This is a genomic window from Granulicatella elegans ATCC 700633 (assembly GCF_000162475.2).
In the GTDB taxonomy this organism is placed as follows: domain Bacteria; phylum Bacillota; class Bacilli; order Lactobacillales; family Aerococcaceae; genus Granulicatella; species Granulicatella elegans.
The window spans coordinates 43277-69810 of the sequence record NZ_KI391971.1; the positions used below are offsets into that span (position 1 = coordinate 43277).

Annotated in this window: 17 protein-coding genes and 1 pseudogene; 15 read left to right on the plus strand and 3 right to left on the minus strand. The window is 34.4% G+C overall.

Features of this window, described 5'->3' with window-relative positions; translation table 11 throughout:
• Nucleotides 1-37: 37 nt before the first annotated feature.
• Genes HMPREF0446_RS00205 through HMPREF0446_RS00215 form a run of 3 tightly spaced genes read left to right on the plus strand, consistent with a single transcriptional unit; the run spans nt 38 to nt 3985 of the window.
• A complete protein-coding gene (locus HMPREF0446_RS00205) occupies nt 38-514 on the plus strand; it encodes a MarR family winged helix-turn-helix transcriptional regulator (protein ID WP_006703779.1) in 477 nt (158 codons plus the stop codon).
• A complete protein-coding gene (locus HMPREF0446_RS00210) occupies nt 511-2247 on the plus strand; it encodes an ABC transporter ATP-binding protein (protein WP_006703778.1) in 1737 nt (578 codons plus the stop codon). Before HMPREF0446_RS00205 ends, HMPREF0446_RS00210 begins: the two co-directional genes overlap by 4 nt.
• Nucleotides 2240-3985, plus strand: coding sequence for an ABC transporter ATP-binding protein (locus tag HMPREF0446_RS00215; RefSeq protein WP_006703777.1), 1746 nt, complete (start codon nt 2240-2242; stop codon nt 3983-3985). Before HMPREF0446_RS00210 ends, HMPREF0446_RS00215 begins: the two co-directional genes overlap by 8 nt.
• A gap of 84 nt (nt 3986-4069) precedes the next feature.
• Here the strand turns inward: HMPREF0446_RS00215 and HMPREF0446_RS00220 are convergent, their stop codons facing one another.
• Nucleotides 4070-4714: a YigZ family protein gene (locus HMPREF0446_RS00220; RefSeq protein ID WP_006703776.1), complete on the minus strand. Its 645-nt coding sequence runs from the start codon at nt 4712-4714 to the stop codon at nt 4070-4072.
• Between the two features lie 150 nt (nt 4715-4864).
• Between HMPREF0446_RS00220 and HMPREF0446_RS00225 the strand changes: the two genes are divergently transcribed.
• The 4 genes from HMPREF0446_RS00225 to HMPREF0446_RS00240 all read left to right on the plus strand — a co-directional run bounded on the left by HMPREF0446_RS00225 (nt 4865) and on the right by HMPREF0446_RS00240 (nt 13595).
• Entirely contained in the window at nt 4865-5491 is a 627-nt protein-coding gene (locus HMPREF0446_RS00225) for a PepSY domain-containing protein (RefSeq protein WP_006703775.1), read from the plus strand.
• Between the two features lie 81 nt (nt 5492-5572).
• Complete coding sequence (locus tag HMPREF0446_RS00230) at nt 5573-11377, plus strand: ZmpA/ZmpB/ZmpC family metallo-endopeptidase (RefSeq protein ID WP_006703774.1); 5805 nt, start codon at nt 5573-5575, stop codon at nt 11375-11377.
• A gap of 131 nt (nt 11378-11508) precedes the next feature.
• Nucleotides 11509-12387 (plus strand): DegV family protein, encoded by an 879-nt coding sequence (locus tag HMPREF0446_RS00235; RefSeq protein WP_006703773.1) that lies wholly within the window; start codon nt 11509-11511, stop codon nt 12385-12387.
• Nucleotides 12388-12524: 137 nt separating this feature from the next.
• Nucleotides 12525-13595 carry a competence protein CoiA gene (locus tag HMPREF0446_RS00240; protein ID WP_006703772.1) on the plus strand — a complete coding sequence of 357 codons (1071 nt, stop codon included), beginning with the start codon at nt 12525-12527 and terminating at the stop codon, nt 13593-13595.
• 32 nt (nt 13596-13627) lie between these two features.
• Here the strand turns inward: HMPREF0446_RS00240 and HMPREF0446_RS00245 are convergent, their stop codons facing one another.
• Both HMPREF0446_RS00245 and HMPREF0446_RS00250 read right to left on the minus strand, forming a co-directional pair.
• Entirely contained in the window at nt 13628-14167 is a 540-nt protein-coding gene (locus HMPREF0446_RS00245; RefSeq protein WP_006703771.1) for an ECF transporter S component, read from the minus strand.
• A 17-nt stretch (nt 14168-14184) separates the two neighbouring features.
• Entirely contained in the window at nt 14185-15027 is an 843-nt protein-coding gene (locus HMPREF0446_RS00250) for a pyridoxamine kinase (RefSeq protein ID WP_006703770.1), read from the minus strand.
• Between the two features lie 106 nt (nt 15028-15133).
• Between HMPREF0446_RS00250 and HMPREF0446_RS00255 the strand changes: the two genes are divergently transcribed.
• The 8 genes and pseudogenes from HMPREF0446_RS00255 to HMPREF0446_RS08605 form a co-directional block, all read left to right on the plus strand.
• Nucleotides 15134-16420, plus strand: a complete 1287-nt coding sequence (locus HMPREF0446_RS00255; protein WP_006703769.1) for an aminotransferase-like domain-containing protein — start codon at nt 15134-15136, stop codon at nt 16418-16420.
• Nucleotides 16413-18197 carry a DNA helicase RecQ gene (gene recQ / locus HMPREF0446_RS00260; protein WP_006703768.1) on the plus strand — a complete coding sequence of 595 codons (1785 nt, stop codon included), beginning with the start codon at nt 16413-16415 and terminating at the stop codon, nt 18195-18197. Before HMPREF0446_RS00255 ends, recQ begins: the two co-directional genes overlap by 8 nt.
• A 232-nt stretch (nt 18198-18429) precedes the next feature.
• Complete coding sequence (locus tag HMPREF0446_RS00265) at nt 18430-21087, plus strand: cation-translocating P-type ATPase (protein ID WP_006703767.1); 2658 nt, start codon at nt 18430-18432, stop codon at nt 21085-21087.
• Between the two features lie 341 nt (nt 21088-21428).
• Complete coding sequence (locus tag HMPREF0446_RS00270; protein WP_020991219.1) at nt 21429-22274, plus strand: MetQ/NlpA family ABC transporter substrate-binding protein; 846 nt, start codon at nt 21429-21431, stop codon at nt 22272-22274.
• Between the two features lie 224 nt (nt 22275-22498).
• Nucleotides 22499-23962, plus strand: a complete 1464-nt coding sequence (locus tag HMPREF0446_RS00275; protein ID WP_006703765.1) for an NCS2 family permease — start codon at nt 22499-22501, stop codon at nt 23960-23962.
• 191 nt (nt 23963-24153) lie between these two features.
• Nucleotides 24154-24924 (plus strand): type I methionyl aminopeptidase, encoded by a 771-nt coding sequence (gene map, locus HMPREF0446_RS00280; RefSeq protein WP_006703764.1) that lies wholly within the window; start codon nt 24154-24156, stop codon nt 24922-24924.
• 20 nt (nt 24925-24944) lie between these two features.
• Nucleotides 24945-25952, plus strand: coding sequence for a UDP-glucose 4-epimerase GalE (galE, locus tag HMPREF0446_RS00285; RefSeq protein ID WP_006703763.1), 1008 nt, complete (start codon nt 24945-24947; stop codon nt 25950-25952).
• Between the two features lie 191 nt (nt 25953-26143).
• Nucleotides 26144-26534 (plus strand): annotated as a pseudogene (locus HMPREF0446_RS08605) (helix-turn-helix domain-containing protein); the annotation flags it as partial.

Here is a 26534-nt window from a genome sequence, read left to right on the forward strand (position 1 = left end):
TACACTTTAATAAAGAAAAATCGAAAGGAGAGATTGCATGACAAATAAACAAATTTTTGACGACATTCTCAAATTATTTTTAAGAATTGAACATCTAAATGTTTTCAGAAGTATTGCTCCTAACCTCACAATACGGGAAAACAATGTCTTAGTTCTCTTATATTATTACGAATCAGAATTTGATAAAACTCTAACCATCAAAGACATTAGCTGCTTTTATGAAATTAAATCTTCAACAGCCATCCAATTCGTCAATTCATTAGAAAAACATGGGTATATCGTTCGTATGAATGATCCAAAAGATAAACGAGTAACACTAGTAACCTTGACAGATTATGGAAAAGAAGTTGGAAAAATTATTTCTAAAAGAAATCATGAAATGGTTCAAAAAATATTAGCAACTCAAGAAAAAGAAGAATTGGAACAAGCTTTCAATGTTATCCATAAAATGATTAATACGATTGAAAGTATTCCAATCGAAACACTCTCATATAGAAAGGAAGAAAATGAATGAAACAAATCATGAATCATGTTCATAAATATCGAGCATTATTAGCAGGAATTGTGATTTTAACGATTTTACAAGTGGGTTCAAGTTTACTATCTCCAACGATTTTAGCTTCTTTGGTAAGCAATGGGATTTTAAAACAAAACCAAGCGGTGATTTTACAACAGGGGGGATTCATGTTACTGACTTCGACTTTAGATTTAGTGTTATCAATTTTAGTCGTTCGATTTATCGGAAAATTCTCTGCGGGATTATCAAAAGATTTACGTTTGAGTATGTTTACAAAAATTCAACATTTCTCAACGCAAGATTTCCAAAAGTTTGGAACATCTTCTTATATTAATCGTACAACAAGAGATATCCAAAGTTTAGCTCAAACATTAGGATTTTCAATGAGTATGGTATTAATGGCTCCATTATTGTTAGTGGGTTCTATTATTCTTGCTGTTCGTATGAATTTTACATTGTCATTAGTATTATTAGGATCCATTCCATTTTTAGGAATTGTAGGAGCACTATTAGTCAAAGCAGTCTCAAAAGACTTTACCATTATGCGTCAAATGACGGATACATTAACACAAATTATTCGTGATTCATTAACGGGTATCCGTGTGATTCGTGCTTTTAATAAGAGCGAGTATGAAGTAGAACGTTTTGATCAAGTGAATGAAAAGTATCGTAAATTAATCTTCGGTATGTATATTAAATTTAGTTTAATTATGCCATTAATGATGATTACGATTAATTTTGCGAATTTAGCAGTTGTTCTTGTAGGAGCTCATTTAATTCAAGCGTCTCAATTAGAAGTGGGAGCTTTGATGGCAGTTATTCAATATTCTGTTCTTGTATTAATAGCGTTATTATTGCTATCTTTTATTTTCATTATGATTCCTCAAGGGCTTGTAGCTGCAAAAAGGATTAATGAAGTATTAGAGCAAGAAAATATTCAAACATTTGTGAGCGAAGATTATGGTTTAGAAAAAATTGATACAGTAGAATTTAAAGATGTTTCTTTCAAATATGAAGGAGCAGAAAAAGCGATGTTAAACCATGTGAACTTCACGGCAAAAGTTGGAGAAAAAATTGCAATTATTGGTTCAACAGGAGCAGGAAAATCAACACTAGTGAATTTATTAATGCGATTCTTAGATACAACTTCTGGAGAGTTGTTAATGAATGGTGTAAATATTAAAGAATTTACCGAAAAAGAACTACGCGAGCAAATCGCATTTGTACCTCAAAATCGTATGTTATTTGAAGGAAGTATTCGAGATAATTTAAGATTTGGGAATGAACATGCAATAGATGAAGAAATGATTCAAGCATTAAAACAAGCAGAAGCATGGGAATTTGTTTCTAGTTTAGAAGAAGGACTAGATGCTCACGTAGAGCAAAAAGGAGATAATTTCTCTGGAGGGCAAAAACAAAGATTATCGATTGCCCGTGCATTAGTTAAACACGCTTCCATCTACGTTTATGATGATAGCTTCTCAGCATTAGATGCGAAAACAGAAGCAAAACTTCGTGCCAATTTAGCAGAAATTAATCAACAATCTATTATTTTTGTAGTTGCACAAAGAATTTCATCTGTAACAGATGCTACAAAAATTATTGTATTACATGAAGGAAATGTTGTTGGAATTGGAACTCATGATGAATTGAAAGAAAGTAACCAAATTTATCAAGAAATTATGAATTCTCAATCAAGCTTAGAAGAAATGGAGGATACTGATGAATAAAACTGTCTTAAAACGATTATTAAGTTATTTAAAGCCTGATCGTGTGATTGTTACGATTGTATTAGTAGTATCCCTTGTTTCAGTCATTTTAGATGTACAATTACCTAAAATTTTAGGGGACGCAACGACGTTAATTAGTGAAAGTTATATTGCCTCTAATTATACTTCAGTTGATTTAGAAGGAGTTTTTGCGATTGCGAAGACTTTAGCGGTTTTATATCTTTTAGCAGCTGGATTAAACTTTTTAGGAAAATATTTTATGTCTCGTGTTGCTAGTGATATTATTTATCGATTACAAAAAGAAATCGATGAAAAATTCACACGTTTACCAGTTCGATATTTTGATGAGCAATCAAGAGGGGACTTATTAAGTCGTGCAACAAATGATATTCAAACAATTGATGATTCTTTCTCACAAGTGTCAAATCAAATTTTTACAACCGTTTTGACGTTCTTTGGGATTATTATTATGATGTTTACGGTAAATATTCCATTAGCGATTATTGGCGTATTGGGGATTCCACTTTCATTCTTTATTATTGGAATGATTGGTAAGAAATCTTCGACATCATTTGCCAATCGTCAAGAAACTACAGGACGTTTAAATGGTTATATTGAAGAATATTATGGCGGACATGAGATTGTAAAAGCCTTCAATTATGAAGACCGTTCTCAAGCAGAATTTCAAGCGTTAAATGATGAGTTATATGAACATGCTTGGAAAGCGCAATTTTTTGCAGGATTGATGTTCCCAATTTCTCGTTTAATTAATAATATTATTTATGTATTTGTAGCGATTGTCGGTGGATTATTTGCCTCTGGAGGGATGATTACCATCGGTGGCATTCAAGCAATTTTGCAATATATGAGAAATATTAGCCAACCAATGGGAGATGCAGCAAATATGATTGGATTAACTCAATCTATGTTAGCAGCAGCAGAGCGAATTTTTGAATTATTAGATGCAGAAGAAATGGAAGAAGAAGGCGATAAAAAAGAACTTCCAGCTATCGTTGGAGATGTTCAATTTAAGCATGTTTCATTTGGTTATACTCCAGAAGTAACATTAATGGAAGATTTGAATATTGATGTTAAAGCAGGGGAAACTGTAGCGATTGTAGGGCCAACAGGTGCAGGTAAAACAACTGTGATTAATTTATTAATGCGCTTCTATGATATTACAAGTGGAGCGATTGAAATTGATGGACATAATATTCAAGATTATAAAGTGGATTCTCTCCGTTCAAAAGTTGGAATGGTATTACAAGATACTTGGTTATTTAAAGGAACGATTCGAGAAAATATTCGTTATAGTCGTCCAGATGCAACGGATGAAGAAGTTGTTCAGGCAGCAAAACAAGCCTTTGCGGATGATTTTATTCGTAAATTACCAGATGGATATGATACGTATATTACGGAAGAAACGGATAATATTTCTGGAGGGCAAAAACAATTATTAACGATTGCTCGTGCGATTTTAGCTTCACCCTCTGTATTCATTTTAGATGAAGCAACTTCGAACGTAGATACAAGAACGGAAATGCAAATTCAAAAAGCGATGGATCATATTATGGAACATAAAACTTCGTTTGTCATTGCGCACCGTTTGTCAACAATTCGTAATGCGGATAAGATTTTAGTGATGCAGAAGGGGAATGTGATTGAGCAAGGAACTCATGAAGAATTGTTAGCAAAACAAGGATTCTATGCTGGTTTATATCGAGCTCAGTTTGAATAATAATTGATTTTCCTGAAGTAGTAGAGGACGCCAGTAGCTACTGCGAAAAGTAAAAAAATGTGGAGCAAACAGCTCCACATTTTTTTATTCTTCTGATGAAATAAGTCTTTCGATATATTGTTGTCCTAGTTCTTCGAATTGGACTTTGTTTTGTAATAGTTCAATCACAGCTTCTTGGAAAGAATCTACTTCTTCAACAGGTAGACTACAATGAATTGCTACTACATCTGTAAATTCCTTGTCGACTACAGAAATAGTATTTGTTTCAAGATAGTATTCTAGTTTTCCAACGGTAGAATAATCGATCGTCACTTTTAAGATCGTTTCTAAGCTAGCTTGAACGATTCCAATAGCTTTAAGTCCTTCTGCAACAGCTCCGGTATAAGCGCGAACAAGTCCTCCAGCGCCTAGTTTTGTACCGCCAAAGTATCGTGTTACAACAACTGTAGTATTTTTTAGTGCCTGTTTCTTCAATACTTCTAACATTGGAACGCCGGCTGTTCCACTTGGTTCTCCATCGTCCATTGCGCGTTGAAATTCATCTCTTTCGCCAATTAAATAAGCTGAACAATTATGAGTAGCTTTCCAATGTTCTTTCTTGATAGCTTTAATAAATTCGAGAGCTTCTTCTTCTGTTTCTGTACGTTTGAAATGAGCTATAAAACGTGAACCTTTAATTTCAATTTCATTTTGCCCATCTTGATGAATAGTTTTATATTGCTCTAACATAGACTCTCCTTTCAATGATGATTTATTCATATTGTACCATAAAACGTGTACGATAAAAATATTATGAAATTCGACTGTTTTATTTGCAACATGACAAGCTTTCTTATATATTTAATATGCTTTAAAAATAATAATTCGAAAGAGGAAAATATGAAAAAAAATAAATTATTTCTATCAATTGTCTCTGCAAGTTTATTAAGTGCCTGTGTTCAAATTAATACAGCACCTCAGCCTACAACGACAACTTCAGCGGTACAAACAACTCAAAGTAATCAAACAATTACAAACTCAACAACCCAACAAGTAACAACGAATACAAATCAGTCTACTTCTCAAAGTTCAGCTTCTTATAAAGATAGCGTACAAAAAATGTTAGAAGTGTTTACAAGCCAATATAGTTCATTAGATATCACTAAAGTTCAATTAAAGACTGTACAGCCAATTGTCTATGAAATTTCTGCATTGGATGATACAACAGAATATGAGTTCATCTATCAAGTAGACAGTCAAAAATTAGTTCAAACAGAAATGGATCGTAAAAAAGGAGATATTTCTTATAAACGTGCTTATAAAAAGATTGAGACATCTATTTTGTCAGATGTTGATGAGATGATTTCTATTGCTTTAGGACAAATTTCTGGAGGACAATTAAAAGATTGGTCATTAGAACGTGATAATGGTCAATTATATTGGAATGTAGAAGTTTATCATAATGGAAAATCAATCGAGGTAACGATAGATGCAAATACAAAACAAATTGTAAAAATTGATGATTAAAAAGTATATTCTTAAATAGGAAACAGTATGTATTTATGTTATGCTAGTTTGCACATTATTTAGAAAATGAAAGGAAAGAATATGAGAAAAGAAATTTTTTCTATTAGAAAAATCAAAAAAATTGCTGGGTCAGTTGTGATTGGGTCTGCATTATTTGGAATGGGTACTCCAGTAAGTGCTGCAAGTCCATCGACTTATCATTATGTTGACGAAGCAAATTTAACAGAACAAGAAAAAGCCCTTCTTCATACGGAAGTTCCACCTCAGAATGAAGAAGTATATTATTTAATTTACCGTAAAATCGAACAAGTACTTCCTCAAACAGGAGTAAGAGAAAATATGGCATTTACTGCTGCAGGATTATTAGCAGCTAGTAGTGTTGTTTTAGTTGTTTCTAAGAAAAAGCGTCATAAAATTTTAGGAGCATTATTAATTACTGCTTCAGGAGCAGCGACATTTATTCCATCTCAAGCAGTGGCAGTGGAATTAAGCCAAGTCATTCGTACTTCTTCTAATGAAGGAGTAGTACAAATTGATGGTTATCGTTATGTTGGTTATTTAAGTGAAAGAGAACTAAAACAAATTTCTCATCCAGAACAAGCGAAAACTACATTAGAAGCACCACAAACCTCTGTTAAAGAAGTTACGCCAGATGTTCCTACAACTGTAGAACCGAAAAAAGAAGAGACAAGAATTGAAACATCAACTGAAGAAATTCCATTTGAGACAATTACACAGGCAGATACAACTTTAGAAAAAGGTAAGAGTCGTGTTCTATATGCTGGACAAGCAGGAGTTCGTACAATTCAAACTCAAATAATAGTTCTGAATGGAGTAGAAACAAGAAAAGTTTTAAGTTCTGAAGTAACAAAACAACCAATTTCACAAATTATTGGGGTAGGGGCAAAAGAAGAAGCTCCAGTGAAACCAACTCCAGTAGTTGAGAAGGAAACACCAAAACCAGCTCCAGTAGTTGAAAAAGAAGTGCCAACACCAACTCCAGAAGTGAAACCTGAAACACCAAAAGTAGAAGTGACAAAAGGCACACAGGAACTAGGAAAAGAAGGGCAAGCCTTAACGCAACCAGCTTTACCAGAACATACTGAAAAAGTAGAAGCAAAAGGTACACAAGAACTAGGAAAAGAAGGCCAAGCAGTAACACAACCAGCTTTACCAGAACATACTGAAAAAATTGAAGCAAAAGGTGCTCAAGAAGTAAAAGAAGGCGAGAAGCAAGGTGAAGCTTTAGTACAACCAGAACTTCCTGAATTTACAGAACCAGTTTCAACTAAGGGAACACAAGAACTAGGAAAAGAAGGACAAGCTACGGAGCAACCAGCAAATCCAGAATATAAAGTAACAACAAGTACAGTTGAAAAATCTACTGAAAGTAAATTGGATTTCACAACAGAAGTAGTACCGGATGAAACAAAATATGTGGATGAAGAAGTGGTTGAACGTCAAGGTGTTCCAGGTATTCAAGTTACTAAAACAACTTATGAAACAGTAGAAGGTGTGGAAACAGATAAAGTTGTTTCTACAACTCTAGAAGTGAAAACTCCTGCTATTTCTAAAATTATTAAAAAAGGTACAAAACCGATTGAAGGAACAGTAGATGAAACTGAAGAAGTAGAGATTCCATTTGAAACAAAAACGCAAGAAGTTGACACCTTAAAACGCGGGACAGAAGAAGTTGCTCAACAAGGTAAAAACGGCAAGAAACAAATTACTAAGACGTATAAAACGATTCGTGGTGAAAAAACTACTGAACCACCAACAGTTACTGAAAAAGTAATCGAACAACCTCAAGATAAAATTATTAAAAAAGGTACAAAAGGATTAGAAAAACCAACTTTAGAATGGGCTAAAACAGATAAAGATGTCTTGAAGAAGAGCGCTACAGCTAGTTATACATTGAATAAACCAGCTGGGGTAGAAATTAAATCAATCAAATTAGCGTTAAAAGATAAAGATGGAAAAGTTGTCAAAGAAGTAATGGTTTCTGAAAATAATTTAAACGTTACTTTAGATAAATTGAAATATTATCAAGGGTACACTCTATCCACAACAATGATTTATGATCGTGGAGAAGGAGAAGAAACTGAAAAATTAGAAGATAAACAAATTCAGTTAGACCTTAAAAAAGTTGAAATCAAAAACATTAAAGAAACAAGTTTAATGAGTGTAGATGATACAGGAAACGAAATAGATAAGAGCTTACTTAATGAAAATCCAGGGAACGTTGCACCACTTTACTTACGTGTGACAACTCACGATAACAAAGTGACAAGACTTGCAGTAAGTTCTGTTGAAGAAGTTGTTGTAGATGGAAAAACATTGTACAAAGTTGTAGCGAAAGCTCCTGACTTAGTTCAACGTAGAGAAGATGATACTTTCAGTGAAGAGTATGTTCATTACTTTGAAAAACAAAAAGCTCACGAAGGCGATGTATATTATAGTTTTAACGACTTAGTAACAGCTATGAAAGCTAATCCTTCTGGTACATTCAAACTTGGTGCAGACCTTAATGCTGCTAACGTACCAACTCCAAGTAAACAATACGTACCGGGTAAATTCAGTGGAACTTTAACAAGTGTTGATGGTAAACATTATACTATTCATAATATGGCTCGTCAGTTGTTTGATAATGTTGAAGGCGGTACAGTTAAAAACATTAATTTAGGGAACGTTAATATTAATATGCCTTGGATTGATAATATTTCAGCATTATCAAGAACCCTTAAAAATGGTACTGTAGAAAATGTTAAAGTAACAGGTAGCATTCTAGGTAAAGATGCCATTGCTGGTATTGTTAATAAGGGAGATGTTGGTGGTCTTCTTAAAAATGTTGCCTTTATTGGTAAACTAACAGGAGTTGGTAATAGACCTTGGGATATCGGTGGTATTGCCGGAGAACTTTGGAGAGGGAATATTAATCATGCATATGTAGATGCCGATATTACTGCAGATAAAGCACGTGTAGGTGGACTAGTTGCTAGAACAGATAATGGTTCTGATCCTAATGGAATTGATAAGTATGCATCTGTTCGTAACGCTGTTACTAAAGGAACTATTAACGTGAAAAATCCTGTTGATGTAGGTGGATTCATTAGTAAAAACTGGACATGGGGGCGTGTTGCTGATACAGTCTCAATGATGAAAGTTAAAAATGGTGAAGAATTCTATGGATCTAGAGACTTAGAGGTAGAAGGTGGATATTATACAAGAGACTGGATTGAAAGAAACTACGTTGTTTCAGGTGTGAGTGAAGGTTCTCACTCATTTAACGGTTCGCGTAGTAATCGAATCAAAGAAATCAGTTTAGAAGAAGCCAATAAGAAAATAGAATCATTCGGAATTACAGCTGATAAATTCGAAATTAAACCTCTTGTTGAAGATACACTGAACAATACTAAACCAAAAGCTGATACGTATAAAGATATTCAAGATTATAATGCTGAACGTGAACTTGCATACCGTAATGTTGAAAAACTTCAACCGTTCTACAATAAAGAGTGGATTATCAATCAAGGAAACAAAATTCCTGCTGGTTCTAAATTATTAACGACTGAAGTATTATCAGTAACAGGTATGAAAGATGGACAATTTGTAACTGATTTATCAGATGTTGATAAGATTATGATTCATTATGCTGATGGTACGAAAGAAGAAAAAGCTGTGTCACCTAAGGCTACATCAAACGTGGAACAAGTAAAAGAATATGGTATTACAGATTTAGGAGATGTCGTTTACACACCAAATATGGTGGTGAAAGACCGTGCTCAATTACTAAGTGATATTAAAGCAAAATTAGATACAATTACTCTTGAATCTCCTGAAGTTCGTGCGATAACAGGTAATGTTGGAGCATTATACTTAGAAGAAAGTTTTGCAGAAGTAAAAGGAAATCTTGATAAATTAGTAAAAGCTCTTGTTGAAAATGAAGATCATCAGTTAAATGGTGATGAGGCAGCCATCAAAGCACTTCTTAAGAAAGTAGAAGATAATAAAGCTAAAATTATGATGGCACTGACTTACCTCAATCGTTATTATGGAATTGAATACGGTGACTTGAATATTAAGAACATGATGATGTTTAAACCAGACTTCTATGGTAAGACACCAAGTGTTATTGACAGATTAATTCGAATTGGATCGCAAGAAAAGAACTTAAAGGGTGATAGAACTCAAGATGCATACCGTGAAATTATTGCAGGAGATACTGGTAAAGGTGATTTACGTAGTTTCTTAGAGTATAATATGCGTCTCTTCACAAATGATACAGATCTTAACGACTGGTTTATCCATTCAGCGAAAAATGTTTATGTTGTAGAACCAGAAACAACAAATCCAGATTTCAAAAATAAACGTCATCGTGTCTTTGATGGTCTGAATAATAATATGCATGCACGTATGATTTTACCATTATTGAACTTGAAGAAAGCACATATCTTTATGATTTCAACCTATAATACTATGGCTTATAGTTCATTTGAAAAATATGGTAAAAATACTGAGGCTGATCGTGAGGCATTCAAGCAACGTATCAATGAGGTAGCTAAAGCTCAACAAACATACTTAGACTTCTGGTCACGTCTAGCACTTCCAAATGTTCGTGATAGACTGCTTAAGAGTCAAAATATGGTTCCTACACCTGTATGGGATAATCAAGCTTATGCGGGTATTAAGGATGCTAGTCGTCGTGGATATGGTACAGATGGTAAGGTAGCGACACCAATTCGTGAGTTATTTGGTCCAACAGATAGATGGCATCAAATTAATTGGAATATGGGAGCTATGGCTAAAGTCTATGCAAATCCATATGAAGATGAACAAGTTTTCTTCATGGTAACAAATATGTTAGAGGACTTTGGTATTTCAGCATTTACACATGAAACAACACACGTAAATGACCGTATGGCATATCTTGGAGGTCATAGACATCGTCAAGGCACAGATCTTGAAGCATATGCGCAAGGTATGTTACAAACACCTGATAAATCAACATATAATGGTGAGTATGGCGCTTTAGGGATTAACATGGCTTATCATCGTCAAAATGATGGAGATCAATGGTATAACCCAGATCCTGATAAATTACAAACTCGTGAACAAATCGATCACTATATGAAGAACTATAATGATGCCCTTATGATGTTAGACCATCTTGAGGCTGATGCTGTATTACCGCAGTTAAAAGGAAATACAAGTCGCTGGTTCAAGAAAATGGATCGACAATACCGTAGCGGAAATTCAGGTCATCAGTTCGATAAAATTCGTGAGTTGACAGAGGATGAGAAAAAATTAGCAATTAATACAATTGATGATTTAATTACTAATAACTTAATGACGAAACATGGAGCTCCTGGTGACGGTACTTATAACCCAACGGACTTCAGCTCTGCTTATGTCAATATGAATATGATGACAGGTATCTATGGCGGTAATACAAGTCAAGGTGCACCTGGTGCTGCATCCTTCAAACACAATACATTCCGTATGTGGGGTTACTTCGGATATGAGAATGGATTTGTTGGATATGCTTCTAGCAAATATCAAGGTGCAGCCGATAAAGAAAATAATAAGCTATTAGGTGATGACTTCATTATCAAGAGAGTTTCTAATGGAAGATTCACTAACCTTGAAGATTGGAAGAAAGAGTACTACAAAGAAGTGAAAGCAAAAGGTGAAAAAGGATTTACTGCAATTGAGATTGATGGTAAACAAATTACAAATTATACTGAACTAAAAGCCTTATTTGATAAAGCTGTTGAGGCTGACCTAGCAGGTGGAGGAACAGCTAAAACTGTAGAGCTTAAATCAAAAGTCTTCAAAGCACTTCTTAAAAATACAGACGGATTCTCAGGACAATTATTCAATCCTTAAACTCAATGAAAAGACCCTTCGGGGTCTTTTTGTTTTACTCTTCTAAATTCCTTCGTTTGCCCCAAATATGGATTTTTGGTATACTACAGAAAGCAACGTGATTGCTAATTTTAAGAAAAGGAGTCGAGTAAATGAAAATTGCGATCGTAACGGATAGTACTGCGTATTTGACACCAGAAGAACGCCGTGAGTGGGATATTTATGTATTGCCACTATCAGTTATTTTTGGACAAGAAAGTTATCGTGAAGAACAAGATTTGACAACTGCCGATTTCTATGAAAAAGTAAAAAACTCAGAGGTATTTCCAACTAGTTCGCAACCAGCAGTTGGTGAAACAATTGAATTATTCCGTGAATTATCCCATCATTATGATGCTATTATTCCAATTCTTTTATCCAGTGGGATTAGCGGAACTTATCAAACAGTTGTGACAGTTGCTGAAGAATTACAAGATGAAGTATTGATTTATCCAATCGATTCAGGAATTAGCTGTGCACCTCAAGCCCGTGCGGTTCGTCTTGCTGCAATGATGGCAAAAGATGAACAATATACTGCTAAAGAGATTGTAGCTTGTGTTCAACAATTAGTAGATCGTACAACAGCTTACTTCATCGTAGATGATTTGAATAATCTTCAAAGAGGTGGACGTTTATCAGCTGGTGCTGCCTTAGTTGGTTCTATGTTGAAAATCAAACCAATTTTAACATTTGAAGAGAAGAAAATTGTGGCGTTGGAAAAAATTCGTACGCAACAAAAAGCGATGAAACGAATTGAGCAGTTATTTGAAGAAGATACTCAAACGACAGATGGAGATGGATATGAATTAGTCATTATTCATGCAAATGCTCCAGAAGCAGGAGAAGCATGGCGTGCTCAAATTCAAGAGAAATACCCAAAATTGAGAACTTCTCTAGCGTATTTTGGTCCAGTTATTGGAACACATTTAGGGCAAGGCGCTCTAGGATGTTCATGGGATATTGTTATTGAGAAAAATTTAGAAATGATTTAAATACTTGTAAGGTGGAAATAGAATGCTAAATTCTATTTTCATCTTTTTTTGTATGCATTAGTATTCATTTGAAAAATTTTTCAAAATAAAAAATATTTTTTGAGATTTTTTTCGTATATATAGTTGAGGTGGTTTGAATGAAAATTGCTCGAGATTCAAATGGAGAATTAGTATATGCGTATAAAGGAATTGAATTAGATAAGTCAGAATATTATGCTTGTCCGACCTGTGAAGAACCTGTGCAAATTTGTCAAAAGAAAAATGGGGAGTATTTTTTTAGGCATATAACACAAGCGAGGCATGATGGAGAAACAGAGGCACATCAAAAAGGAAAAGAAGAATTACAAGAGAGTCTTATTCAACAAGGATATTCAGTAGACTTAGAACGGTATGAAGCTATGATTGGACAAATTCCGGATATTACTATTGAAGTAGGTGAAAAGGAATGGGTATTGGAATATCAATGTAGTGTCATTCCACTAAAAGAAATGATGACTCGCACCAAAGCTTTAGAAAGTTTAGGGAGAAGTGTCTCGTGGATTCTTGGAAGGAAGTTTTTACAAAAAAACTTGTGTGAGATGAGTTTATATTGTGTTCGATATCATCCGCAATTAGGAAATTATTTATGCTTTTATACGAATAAAGAATGGATCATCCATCATCATCTAGCATTGGAACTTCAAAAAAGAAAGTATCTTTTTCAGGAGAGTCGATGTAACTTACATAAGCTTGATTGGAAAAAACTTTTTCAGATTTTTGAAGAGTCGAAGAAGATACAAACTTCTCAAGAGGTAAGTAAAGACCAGTCATGGACAAAAGAAGAGTGGCAAGCATTTGTTTTAAGTACTCAAAAAGAAAACAGGCAATTTCTAGAAGAACTTTATCATCAATGTTGGACGTTTGATCAATTAGAGGTATGCCGTCACTATCCAAAATATTCATGGAGTATGAAAACTTATAACATTATTTGGCAGGGATACTTATGGATGGGAATCGAACGATTGAAAATAAACCAAGTTTTCTCGCTTCAGCAGTGTTATGCGTATTTGAAAAAATTAGTCACCCAAAAGAAAATTCGTTTTTCTTCTTGTTATGATCAAGAGAAAGTTTGTAAATGTGAGATAGAGCAATTTTTAAGAGAAATTAGGAAGGAAACAAATGGTCTGGATTTATTACCAGACGGTAGGTGGAAGAAAATAAAAAACTAGCAAGAGAAGTTTGAGTCTCTTGCTAGTAGGGATTAGGCTTTAATTTTTTGATGAATTTTTTTGAAAATTGGGTATAAAATTGGAACAGTAATAACTGTGAAAGCAGCAGAACCAAATGTTCCTAAAATTTTAGTGAAGGCTGCAACGAATGAGGGAGTAAAAGCTAGTCCTCCCATAATCATTCCACGTAGGAAAGTGTATTTTACTAAATTTAAAATGATTTTAATAACAGCAGCTAAAATACCAATTCCAATAATATTAGCAGCTTTGTCATTTTGATGAAGTGTTTTTTCATAAACAAGATGAATTCCCCAACAAACAATAAGAGATTCTAAAATCGTAATCCAAACTTCTGCTGCATATCCATTTAAAATATCGAAAATTCCTAATCCTAAAGTGGCAGCAATGGCTCCTTTTTTACTACCGAATACTAAGCACCCAACAACGACTAGGGCATTTCCAAAGTGGACAAATTGGTGTCCCAATTGAATTCTAAATAACTGAACTCCTAAGAAAATTAAAGTGGCAAATAATGCAATTTGTGTTAATTCACGTAATGAATAATGTTTCATATTATAATTCCTACTTTCTATGAATGAAATAATTGTGTGAGGAGATGCAATTGTGGTTCGAAAGCAACTCCGTATTGTAAATCTTTTTCTTGAGTAATCGTTTCTTGAAGAGTAGCATCAAGAAAGGTTGTAGCTGTCGCTAAAGCTTTTTCTAAAGAAAAACCTTGTAAAATACAAGCGCTTAGAATAGCTGAAACAATATCTCCAGTTCCAAAAAAATGATGCGGATAATGCGGAGTGAAAGCTGTCGCAAATGTTTCTGTTATAGCATCATAACTCAATAATCCGATGGAACCAACTTCAGTTTGAATGCCCGTTAAGATGACTTTTTTAGCCCCTAAATTTTCTAACTTCCTAGCAAGTTTCTGATAGGCTTCTATTGGTTGAATTCCTTCTAAATACTCTGTTTCAGTTAATAATGCAGCTTCAGTGAGGTTGGGAAGAATGATATCTGCTTTTGAACAAACTTTTCTCATTTGTTGAACATATTCTTCTGTAAAGCCACTATATAACTTTCCGTGGTCGCCCATAATTGGGTCGACAATCAGCAGAGCATCTGAATTTTGAGTAATATGATAGTCTAATAAGACTTTCAATTGTTCCATTTGTCTGCAATATCCAATAAATAGTGCATCTGTTTTTAAATTTAATGCTTTCCATTGTTCTAAACTTTGCTTTGTAAAGTCTAGTAGTTCTTGGATAGCAATTTGCCCAAATCCTCCTGTGTGAGAGGATAGTAAAATGGTTGGTAAAAGTATTGTCTCAATCTGGCAACAAGCCATAATTGGTATGGCTGGAGTTAGCGCTACTTTTCCGATTCCGGATAAATCATTGGCCAAAATGATTCTTTTTTGTACCACAAAAGCACCTCCTATTTTTAGAAGTTGAACTCATTGTAATTCAGGAGGGAATAAGGTACAATATTTTCCGAGAAGAATTGTACCGGTACAGATAGTGAGGTGTGTCATGTTTAAATATCAAGAAGTGAGTCTTCAAATTCGTCAGCAAATCGAAGAAGGCATTTATAAAAAAGGAGATCGACTTCCTTCCATTCGTGAAATGATTCAACAGTATCATTGTAATAAAGACACGATTTTAAAAGCTTTACATCTCTTAAAGGAAGAAAGTTTAATCTATCCAGTTGAAAAGAGTGGGTATTATGTATTGAAAAATCGAGTCCCTGTTCGAAACACGACAAAAATTGGGTTGCCAAATCCGATGCAATTTCCGATTGAAGATTTTAGAAAATGTTTGAATGAGTCAGTCATGGCAAGTTATGAAGGAGCTAGTAGTCAGAAAGAATCCATCCGAGGAGACCGTGAATTAATTGAAGCGATGGTACCATTATTAGAAAGTTATGGAGTGTATGCAAAGGAAGGTCAATTATCCATTACAACGGGAACGCAACAAGCCTTATATATTTTACTCCAACTGATTGGGACTGGTGGACTGTTATTAGAACAGCCGACGTATAGTCGTATGAATCAATTAGTGAAGGAATTAGGAATTCCGTATCAAATGATTGAACGAGAACAGATGCAAGACACGATTTCATTAGAAAAATTAGAACAAATTTTTCAAAGTGGTACCATTCGTTATTTTTATACGATTTCTAGATTTCATAATCCACTTGGGATGAGTTATCCAGATAGCATTAAAAAGAAAATTGTGGAATTAGCAGAAAAATATCAAGTCTATATTATTGAAGACGATTATATGGCGGATTACGAACGAGGAACTGCAACGCCTTTACATTATTTTGATACGAATGAAAGAGTCATCTATGTAAAATCTTTTTCATCGATTTTATTTTCTGCTTTTAAAATGGGAATTGTCGTACTTCCAAATGCCTTCATAAAGGAATTTGAGAAGAGAAAGCAGTTATTGGATTTTGACTCGAATTTACTGATGCAAAAAACATTAGCGCTATTTATCCAAAATGGCTTATTTGAAAAACATCGACAAAAAATGGTGGCACACTATCATGAGAAGTCCCAACAATTTAGACAATTATTAGAATTATCAGAGATAGAAAAAACACATTTACATGGCACACAATTATTGTTAGAAAGAAGTCAATTATCACTTCTAAAAGAAAAACTAAATTTAGAAATAACAATCGACACATTAGAAGATGCCTATATTGAAGAAATAACACCAGAAATTTTTTCGTTAGATGTTTATGCTTTATCGATGAAACACATGCAAGAATTAATACACTTACTAGAAGAGAGGGGGGAAGTAGATGAATAAGGAAGAGATTTTAAAACATTTTTATGGATACGATAGCTTCAGACCTGCTCAAGCAGAAATTATTGAAACGATTTTATCTAAAAGAGATGTTCTAGCGATTATGCCAACTTCTGCAGGGAAGTCGATTTGTTTCCAAGTTCCAGCGTTAATGTTAGACGGAATCACAATTGTTGTATCTCCATTAATTTCCTTAATGTATGATCAAGTGACTTCGTTAAAAGAAATGGGAATCCAAGCGATTTTGTTAAATAGTGCAATGACTTCACTCGAGTATTATCAAGCAATTGAGCAAATACAACGAGGTGAAGTGAAGTTATTATATGTTGCTCCAGAGCGTTTTGAACAAGAAGGATTTCTAGAGATGATGCAAGGGATTCAGATTAGTATGGTTGCAGTTGACGAAGCGCACTGTATTTCTCAGTGGGGACAAGATTTTAGACCAAGTTATCAAAATATCGATACATTTGTTGCACAACTTCCTACTCATCCTATCGTGGCAGCTTTTACAGCAACTGCAACTCCAAGAGTTCGTCTCGACATTAAGCAACAATTAAAATTACAATATCCTTTTGAAGTTGTAACGAGTTTTGACCGTGCAAATTTATATTTTGGAATGGAAGAACCAAGGGATAAAATGAGCCGTCTACTAGAGTTAATCAAGGAAAAGGAACCGACGATTGTATTTTGTAACACACGGAAAGAAGTCGAAAAAGTCTGTGAGAAATTACAAAAGAAGGGGATTGCTGCGGATTGGTATCATGCAGGATTAAGCCCTGAAGCTAGAAGTAAAGTACAAGAAGATTTTATATTTGACCGTATTGATGTCATTGTAGCAACGAATGCATTTGGAATGGGAATTGATAAGTCGAATGTGAGAAAAGTCATTCACTACAATATGCCTAAAGATATCGAAAGTTATTATCAAGAAGCAGGACGTGCTGGTCGAGATGGGGAGCCTGCGGAATGTATTTTATTATACGGGGCAAAAGATATTATTATTAATAAATTTTTAGTGAAGCAAAATGAGGATAAAGTTGGCATGGCAAAACTCAATGAGATGATTGATTATTGTCGAACAGTTCGTTGTTTAAGAGGCTTTATGCTAGATTATTTTGGACAAAAAGATATTCCGGAAGATTGTGGGCATTGTACGAACTGCTTGAATAAAGTGGAGTTAAGCGACGTAACGCCACAAGCTCAAATGATTTTGTCCTGTATTATTCGTATGAAAGAACAATACGGAATGAGTAAAGTCTCAGAAGTATTACGTGGAAGTAAGCGTGCGGAGATGAAGGCTCTTCGCTTAGATCAATTATCCACTTATGGCATTATGAAAGATTATTCGGATAAAGCTTTAAAAGAATTTATGTCTTCCTTAATTGCGGATCGTTATATTGAAGTGGAAGGATTACAATATCCGATTTTACAAGTGAGTGAGTTAGGAAAGAAAGCATTGAAAAATCGTGAGAAAATCGAAGTGAAACCAGTTGTGGCGCAAATTCTGCAAAAACCAGATGCCATTCAGCAACACCAAGTACAAGATAATGCGCCATTTGATGAAGTCTTATATGACCGATTACGTTCGATTCGTATGGATTTAGCGTTCGCTCAAAATGTTCCACCATTCTTAGTCTTCTCAGATAAAACTCTGAAAGAATTTTGTCGTCATTTACCAACAACGGATAGAGAATTCTTACAAATCAGTGGAGTTGGGGAGAAAAAACTAGAAACTTATGGGGAAGCCTTTATGAAGGTCATTCGTGAGTATAAATCATAAAGATTTTATAAACTAAAATGCTTAAATTATTTGCATTTTTAGAGTACCTTTGGTATAGTATCTTATAAATTCAACATCTCCATAAGGGAGTAACTTGCAACGAAAGTTGTGGTAATATCAACAACAAGTGAACCTGTTTCGCTGGTATTATCTTAATTAGTGAGACTTATGCTATTTTCAAGTCCTTGAAGTAGTATAAGTCTTTTTTTATGGGGATAAAAAATATAAAGGAGTGTCGACTTTGACCAAACAAGCCGCATACACACAAACGGAAGAACAAGTTCTTTCAAGTGTACAATCTACTAAAGAAGGGTTAACTTCTGCTCAAGCAAAAGAACGTTTAGAAAAATATGGTCTAAATGCTTTACAAGCAGGTGAGAAGACTACTTTACTGCAAAAATTCATTAATCAATTTAAAGACTTTATGATTATTGTCTTACTTGCAGCAGCTGTTATTTCATTTTTTGCCCATGAAGGAGCTCCAGATCCAACGGATGCCATTGTAATTTTAGCCGTTGTTATCTTAAATGCAATTGTAGGGGTAATCCAAGAATCAAAAGCAGAAGAAGCAATTGAAGCATTACAAAAAATGGCTTCTCCAGTTGCGACAGTTTTACGTGATGGTGAACATCTTCATGTAAAAGGGGAAGAAATTGTCGTTGGAGATATCGTTGTATTAGAAGCAGGAGATGTGGTTCCTGCCGATATGCGATTATTAGAAGTCAATACGATTAAAATCGAAGAAGCTGCCTTAACAGGAGAATCAGTTCCAGTAGAAAAAGATTTAGTTATTCCTGAAGGGGAAGATGTTGGTATTGGTGACCGTTCAAATATGGCATTTGCGAGTACAAATGTGACTTATGGACGTGCATTAGGGGTTGTTACTGCAACAGGTATGGATACTGAAGTTGGTAAAATTGCCCATATGTTAGCCAACACGGAAGAAAGTAAAACTCCATTACAAGAAAACCAAGATGCTCTTGGTAAATGGTTAACGATTATGATTTTAGTCATTGCCGTAATCATTTTCGGAATTGGTTTAATCCGTGGATACGAATGGACTCATATGTTATTAACAGCCATTGCGATTGCAGTTGCCGCAATTCCAGAAGGTTTACCAGCTATTTCAACAATCATTTTAGCATTAGGAACTCAAAAAATGGCAAGCCGTCATGCATTAGTTCGTAAATTGCCAGCCGTTGAAACATTAGGTGGAGTAGAAGTTATCTGTTCAGATAAAACAGGTACATTAACATTAAACCAAATGACTGTTGAAAAAATGGTATTTAATAATGAAATTCATGATGCAACTGAAGAAATGAACGAATCAATTTCTGCAGTTCGTATGATGAATTTAGCGAACGATACTAAAATTACGGAAGAAAAATTAATTGGAGATCCAACTGAAACAGCGATGGTTCAATTTGGATTAGATAAAGGTTATGATGTACGTGTTGATTTAGAAAAACATCCGCGTGTAGCAGAAGTGCCATTTGATTCAACTCGTAAAATAATGTCAACAATTCATCAATTAGAAGATGGAAACTATTTAGTAGCGGCAAAAGGTGCTCCAGATATGTTACTTGAAAAAGTAACTCATATTGAAGAACACGGACAAGTTCGCCCAATGACTCAAGAAGACCGTGATACATTAGCTCGCTTAAATAAAGAAATGGCGACTCAAGCTTTACGTGTCTTAGCAATTGCTTATAAATACATTGACCAAGTTCCAGAAACAATGGATTCAGAATCTGTCGAGTTCAATTTTGTATTTGCAGGATTAGTTGGAATGATTGACCCTGAGAGAAAAGAAGCGGCTTTAGCGATTCAAGTTGCAAAAGAAGCAGGCATTCGTACAGTGATGATTACAGGTGACCACCGTGATACAGCTCAAGCGATTGCAAAACGTTTAGGAATTTTACGTCCTGATCAAGAAGATGGTGTCTTAACAGGTGCTGAATTAAATGAAATTTCTGATGAAGAATTAGCTCGTACGATTGAAGATTACTCAGTATATGCTCGTGTATCTCCAGAGCATAAAGTTCGTATTGTAAAAGCATGGCAAGCAGATGGAAAAGTTGTTTCAATGACAGGTGATGGTGTCAATGATGCTCCATCTCTAAAACAAGCAGATATCGGTGTAGGAATGGGTATTACTGGTACTGAAGTGTCTAAAGGTGCTAGTGATATGGTTCTTGCAGATGATAACTTTGAAACAATCGTTGTTGCAATAGAAGAAGGACGTAAAGTATTCTCGAATATTCAAAAAGCAGTTCAATATTTATTATCTGCAAACTTCGGGGAAGTAATGACTTTATTTATTGCCACAATGGCTGGTTGGTCAATTCTTGAACCAATTCATATTTTATGGATTAACTTAGTAACAGACGTATTCCCAGCGATTACTTTGGGTATGGAAGATGCAGAAGCAGATATTATGAAACATCCACCTCGTGGTAAGAGTTCTAACTTCTTATCAAATGGGGTATTACCAAGTATTTACTATCAAGGTTTCTTTGAAGGTGGAGTTACTTTATTCGTCTATTGGTATGCGACTCATGTAGCTGGTTGGGGAGTTCCAACTGGTGAAACAATGGCATTTGCATCTCTTGGTTTAATTCAGTTATTCCATGCATTTAATGTGAAATCTGTTTATAAATCATTAGCAACAGTTGGGGCATTTAAAAATAAAATGTTCAATATTGCGATTGTTGTGTCTGCGTTAATGTTATTATCTGTTTTAGTTGTTCCTGGTTTAACGACTGTGTTTAGTGTAACAGTGTTGACTTTAGAACAATGGTTAATTGTGTTAGCAGCGGCATTCTCAATTGTTCCGTTCGTTGAAATTGCAAAAGCAATTATGAGAGGAATGGGCTTGGACCAAGACTAAAAAGAATTTTTATAATAGACTTATCTATAGTTGCTAGGACGCCAGCAAACCTTCGGTTTCATGGCTAAATTTTGAGCCTGGGTCTCAAAATTTCCTGTGACAGAATCGGCTTATGCCGGTTCTGTCACTACAGCAACTATGGAAAGTCTTTTTTTTTGTAAAATCTCTCACTTTTATAGCTTGTAAATGTTGATATGGTAGAAATATAGTTTTTAGCTTTAACAACTAGTAAAAATAAACAATGCTGAAATAGGTCAAATTTCGTTGACCCGACTGTAATAATTCGGTATAGTACCATTTGTATCACGTGACATTTAGAAAAACATAAGTGGGGAATTTAAATGAAATTAAGAAATCTATTTTTAACAGCAGTTGCTGCAGTGACATTAGCAGCTTGCGGAAATCAAACAAGTAAACAAGAAACAACAAAAGAAACTAAACCAGCAGAGCATGTAAAAGTTGCCGTTGTAGGTAGCGCTGCTCATGAAATCTGGGATTTCGTTGCTGAAAAAGCGAAAAAAGAAAATATTGACTTAGAAGTTGTAGAAATGAACGACTATGTATTACCAAATACAGCATTAGAAGAAGGTTCTGTTCAATTAAATGCTTTCCAACATCGTGCTTATTTAGCACAATGGAACAAAGATAAAGGTTCAGATATTAAAGAAATCGGAACAACATTTATCGTGCCATTATATTACTTCTCAACAAAATATAAATCATTAAAAGATTTACCTGAAAATGCAAAAGTATTAGTACCAAAAGAAGTAGCGATTCAAGGTCGTGCTTTAGTAGCATTAGAAACAGAAGGATTAATTACATTAAAAGATGGAGTAGGAACAAAAGCCTCTCTAGCTGATATTACAAGCAATCCACGTAACTTAGAAATTATTGAAGCAGAATCAGCACAAGCACCTCGTTTATTACAAGATGTAGATGCAGCTTCAATTAATGGTTCAATGGCTAAAGATGCAGGATTAAAAGTTGAAGATTATATCTTCACAGATGCTGATCACTTAGATACAATTCCAAAAGATCGTTTCAATATCATTGCTGCAAATGCAAAAGATGCTGATAATCCAACATACAAAAAAATTGTTGCATTATTCCAAGCAGATGATGTAGCGAAGAAAATGAATGAAATTGGACCAGGACAATACTTCCCAGTGTGGAACGCAGAAAAATAGTCATCTCTCTCCAAACGAACAACTTTCACCATTAAAGGTGTCAGTTGTTCGTTTTATTTTGCTTTTAAAAGGTGATATTGCTAAAAAAATAAAATATAATTCAAAAATACGTACATTTATCTAATGTACAAACAAAAATATACGTATTTTATGTTGATTTTCTATCAATAATGAAGTATACTTACCTCGTTCTTAATAAAAAACAAAAAGGAGCTAGAAACTTCATGGAAAATTTCTTTAAATTAAAAGAAAATAATACAACTTTTGGGACGGAACTTTTAGCAGGGCTTACGACATTTTTTGCAATGTCTTATATTATCTTTGTAAACCCTAGTATTCTTAGTCAAACAGGGATGCCATTCCAGGCAGTCTTCCTATCAACTATTGTGGCAGCAGTTGTTAGTACATTAGTAATGGGGCTATTCGCCAATGTACCTTATGCATTAGCACCAGGGATGGGATTGAATGCCTTCTTTACATTTACTGTCGTATTCGGATTAGGCTTTACTTGGCAAGAAGCATTAGCAATGGTATTTATTTGTGGACTATTAAATGTATTTATTACAGTTACAAAAATTCGTAAAATGATTATTCAAGCAATTCCAGTCAGTATGCAACATGCTATCGGTGGCGGGATTGGGGTATTCGTTGCTTATATCGGTTTGAAAAATGCAAACTTATTAAGTTTCTTATCAGATGCAAAAACAATTACTACTATTAATAACCAACCGTATCAAGCAACTGTAGAATCCTTTAAAGGTGGAGTATTCTCTGTTACTTCTAATGGTGGAATCGTTCCTTCATTAGTGAACTTTACTCAAAGTGATGCATTATTAGCATTAATTGGTTTATTAATTACAGTTATTTTAGTCATTAGAAATGTTCGTGGAGCAATCTTAATTGGGATTGTCGTTACAACTTTATTAGCTATTCCAATGGGTGTCGTTGATTTATCAGCGGTGAATTGGTCTCAAAATTCATTAGCTTCTGCGTTTTCAGATTTACAAGTAACTATTTTTGCAGCATTTGGTCCAGAAGGAATGGGTAAATTATTCTCCAACCCTGCGAAATTACCATTAGTATTAATGACGATTTTCGCATTTAGTTTATCGGATACATTCGATACATTAGGAACATTTATTGGAACAGGTCGTAAGACAGGAATCTTCTCAGCAGAAGATGAAAGAATGTTAGAAGAAGGTTCAGGTTTCTCTTCTAAAATGGATAAAGCTTTATTTGCAGATGCGATTGGAACTTCAATCGGGGCAATTTTCGGAACAAGTAATACAACAACTTATGTAGAAAGTGCAGCAGGGATTGGAGCAGGTGGACGTACTGGGTTAACAGCTGTAACAACAGCAGTATTATTAGCAGCTTCTGCATTATTAGCACCATTCGTAGGAATTGTACCTGCAGCAGCAACAGCACCTGCTTTAATTATTGTAGGGGTTATGATGTTATCATCTTTTGCAGATGTTCAATGGGATCATTTAGAAGAAGCAGTTCCAGCATTCTTTGCGGGAATCTTTATGGCGCTTTGCTATAGTATTTCATACGGAATTGCAGCAGGGTTCATCTTCTACTGCTTCATTAAAACATTAACAGGCAAATCTAAAGAAGTTCACCCAATTTTATGGGTAGCGACAGGGTTGTTTATTTTGAACTTCATTATTTTAGCCATTATTTAGCTTTTCCCTTATATCTTTTCTCCCAAAGAGGTAAAACGAAGTTACGATTTTAGTAACTTCGTTTTGCTTTTTAAAAGTTTTTTAAAAAGATTAAGAAAATGAAAAGAAATGGTTGGAATTTATTTTATTTCAAACATTTTCTAAAAAGCTATGCTATAATGTTGTAGAGTTCAAAAGAAAGGAATTGAAGTATGATTACATTAAAATCAAATCGTGAAATTGAAGCGATGAATGAGTCGGGTGCTTTATTAGCCTCTATTCACGTTGCATTACGAGACTTTATTAAACCGGGAGTAACAACTTGGGAAATTGACCAATTTGTTCAAAAGAAAATTGAAGAAGCAGGTGGTTCAGCTCCTCAAATTGGATATGAAGGATATAAATATGCCACTTGTACAAGTATTAATGACGAAATCTGTCATGGATTCCCTCGTCGTAAACCATTGAAATCAGGAGATTTAGTAAAAGTTGATTTCTGTGTAGATTTAAAAGGAGCTTTATCAGATTCTTGTTGGAGTTATATTGTTGGAGAATCTACTCCAGAATTAGATCGTTTATATGAAGTGACAAAAAAAGCATTATATTTAGGAATCCAACAAGCACAAGTGGGTAATCGTATTGGAGATATTGGTCATGCGATTCAAACTTATGTAGAAAAAGAAGGGTTCTCAGTTGTTCGTGAATTTATCGGACACGGAATTGGACCAACGATTCATGAAAGTCCATCTGTTCCTCACTATGGTGAGCCTGGAAAAGGTCTTCGCTTAAAAGAAGGAATGGTTATTACAATTGAACCAATGGTGAATACTGGAACTTGGAAATCAGAAATGGAAAGTAATGGTTGGACAGCTCACACATTAGATGGTGGATTAAGTTGCCAATTTGAACATACATTAGCGATTACAAAAGATGGTCCACGTATTTTAACATTACAACCAGATCATACAGAAGACGTATTATAAAAGTAGAAGGAGGAATAGCAATGGCTATTTTAGTTACAGGGGGAGCAGGTTATATCGGTTCTCATACAGTAGTAGAATTAGATAAAGCGGGGTATGAAGTTGTTATATTAGATGATTTTTCTAATAGTTCACCTGAAGTATTAAAACGATTAACAACGATTACTGGAAAAGAATTTCCATTTTATGAAGGTTCTATTTTAGACCATGACTTTTTAACAGAAGTATTCTCAAAAGAAAAAATTGATTGTGTCATTCAGTTTGCAGGTTTCAAAGCAGTGGGAGAATCTGTAGTAAAACCGTTAGAATATTATCATAATAACATTACAGGTACATTAGTGTTATTAGATGTCATGAGAAACTTTGGAGTGAAAAATATTGTTTTCAGTTCAAGTGCAACGGTTTATGGAATGAATAATACAGTACCATTTAAAGAAGAAATGCCAACAAGTGCGACAAATCCTTATGGATATACAAAAGTGATGTTGGAACAAATTTTAAATGATGTTGCTTTTTCTGATAAAGAATGGTCTGTAACAAACTTACGTTATTTCAACCCAATTGGAGCTCATGAAAGTGGCTTAATTGGAGAAAATCCAAATGGAGTTCCAAATAACTTAATGCCATATATTACACAAGTAGCAGTTGGTAAATTACCACAGCTAAGCGTGTTTGGGGATGACTATGATACACATGATGGAACAGGAGTTCGAGACTATATTCACGTTGTGGATTTAGCAAGAGGACATGTTCTTGCAGTGAAAGATAATATCGGAAACCCAGGAGCAAAAGTGTATAACTTAGGAACTGGAATTGGCTATAGTGTATTAGACTTAGTTCATGCATTTATGAAAGAAAATAATGTAGAGATTCCATATAAAATTTGTCCACGCCGTGCTGGAGATATTGCTACTTGTTATGCAGATGCAACAAGAGCAAAAGAAGTTCTAGGTTGGGTTGCTGAAAAAGACTTAAACGACATGGTTCGTGATTCTTGGAATTGGCAAAAAAATAATCCTCAAGGATACTAAAAAAGAGAATATATTGAATCGAGAAATCCTGTTAGCTTAAATGATGCTAGCAGGATTTTTTGATAGTGAAAATTGTAATATACATGTAATATAAATTGTTAGGGTATCATACATTTGTGACAAAAAAGAATAAAAAAAAGAGAACCAATGTTATACTGAAGTTGCTCAAAAATCAGGAAAGAGGTTCTCTTATGAAATCTATTATAACAGAAGAAATCAAATTAAGACAGCGTGCGGTAGAATATGCGATAAAAAATGATAATAATGCTAAGGCAGCAAGAAAATACCATACAACTAGACAACAAATTGCTCGATGGAGAAGTCGATATGATGGTACTGCACAATCATTGCTCCCAAAAAAATCGAAGACCGTTACATCATCCTAATGAACATAAAAGCCACGAACTAGAACTTATACGTAAAATGTACAAACGTTATAGCAGAGACGGATTAGCAGAGATTTATGTACAATGTCAAAGAAGAGGATATAAACGTTCATATGGAGCGATGAAAAAAATGATAAAGAAACTTCAATTAACTGAGAAAAAGGAAAAAAGAACTTATCCTAAAAGTAAAATAGGA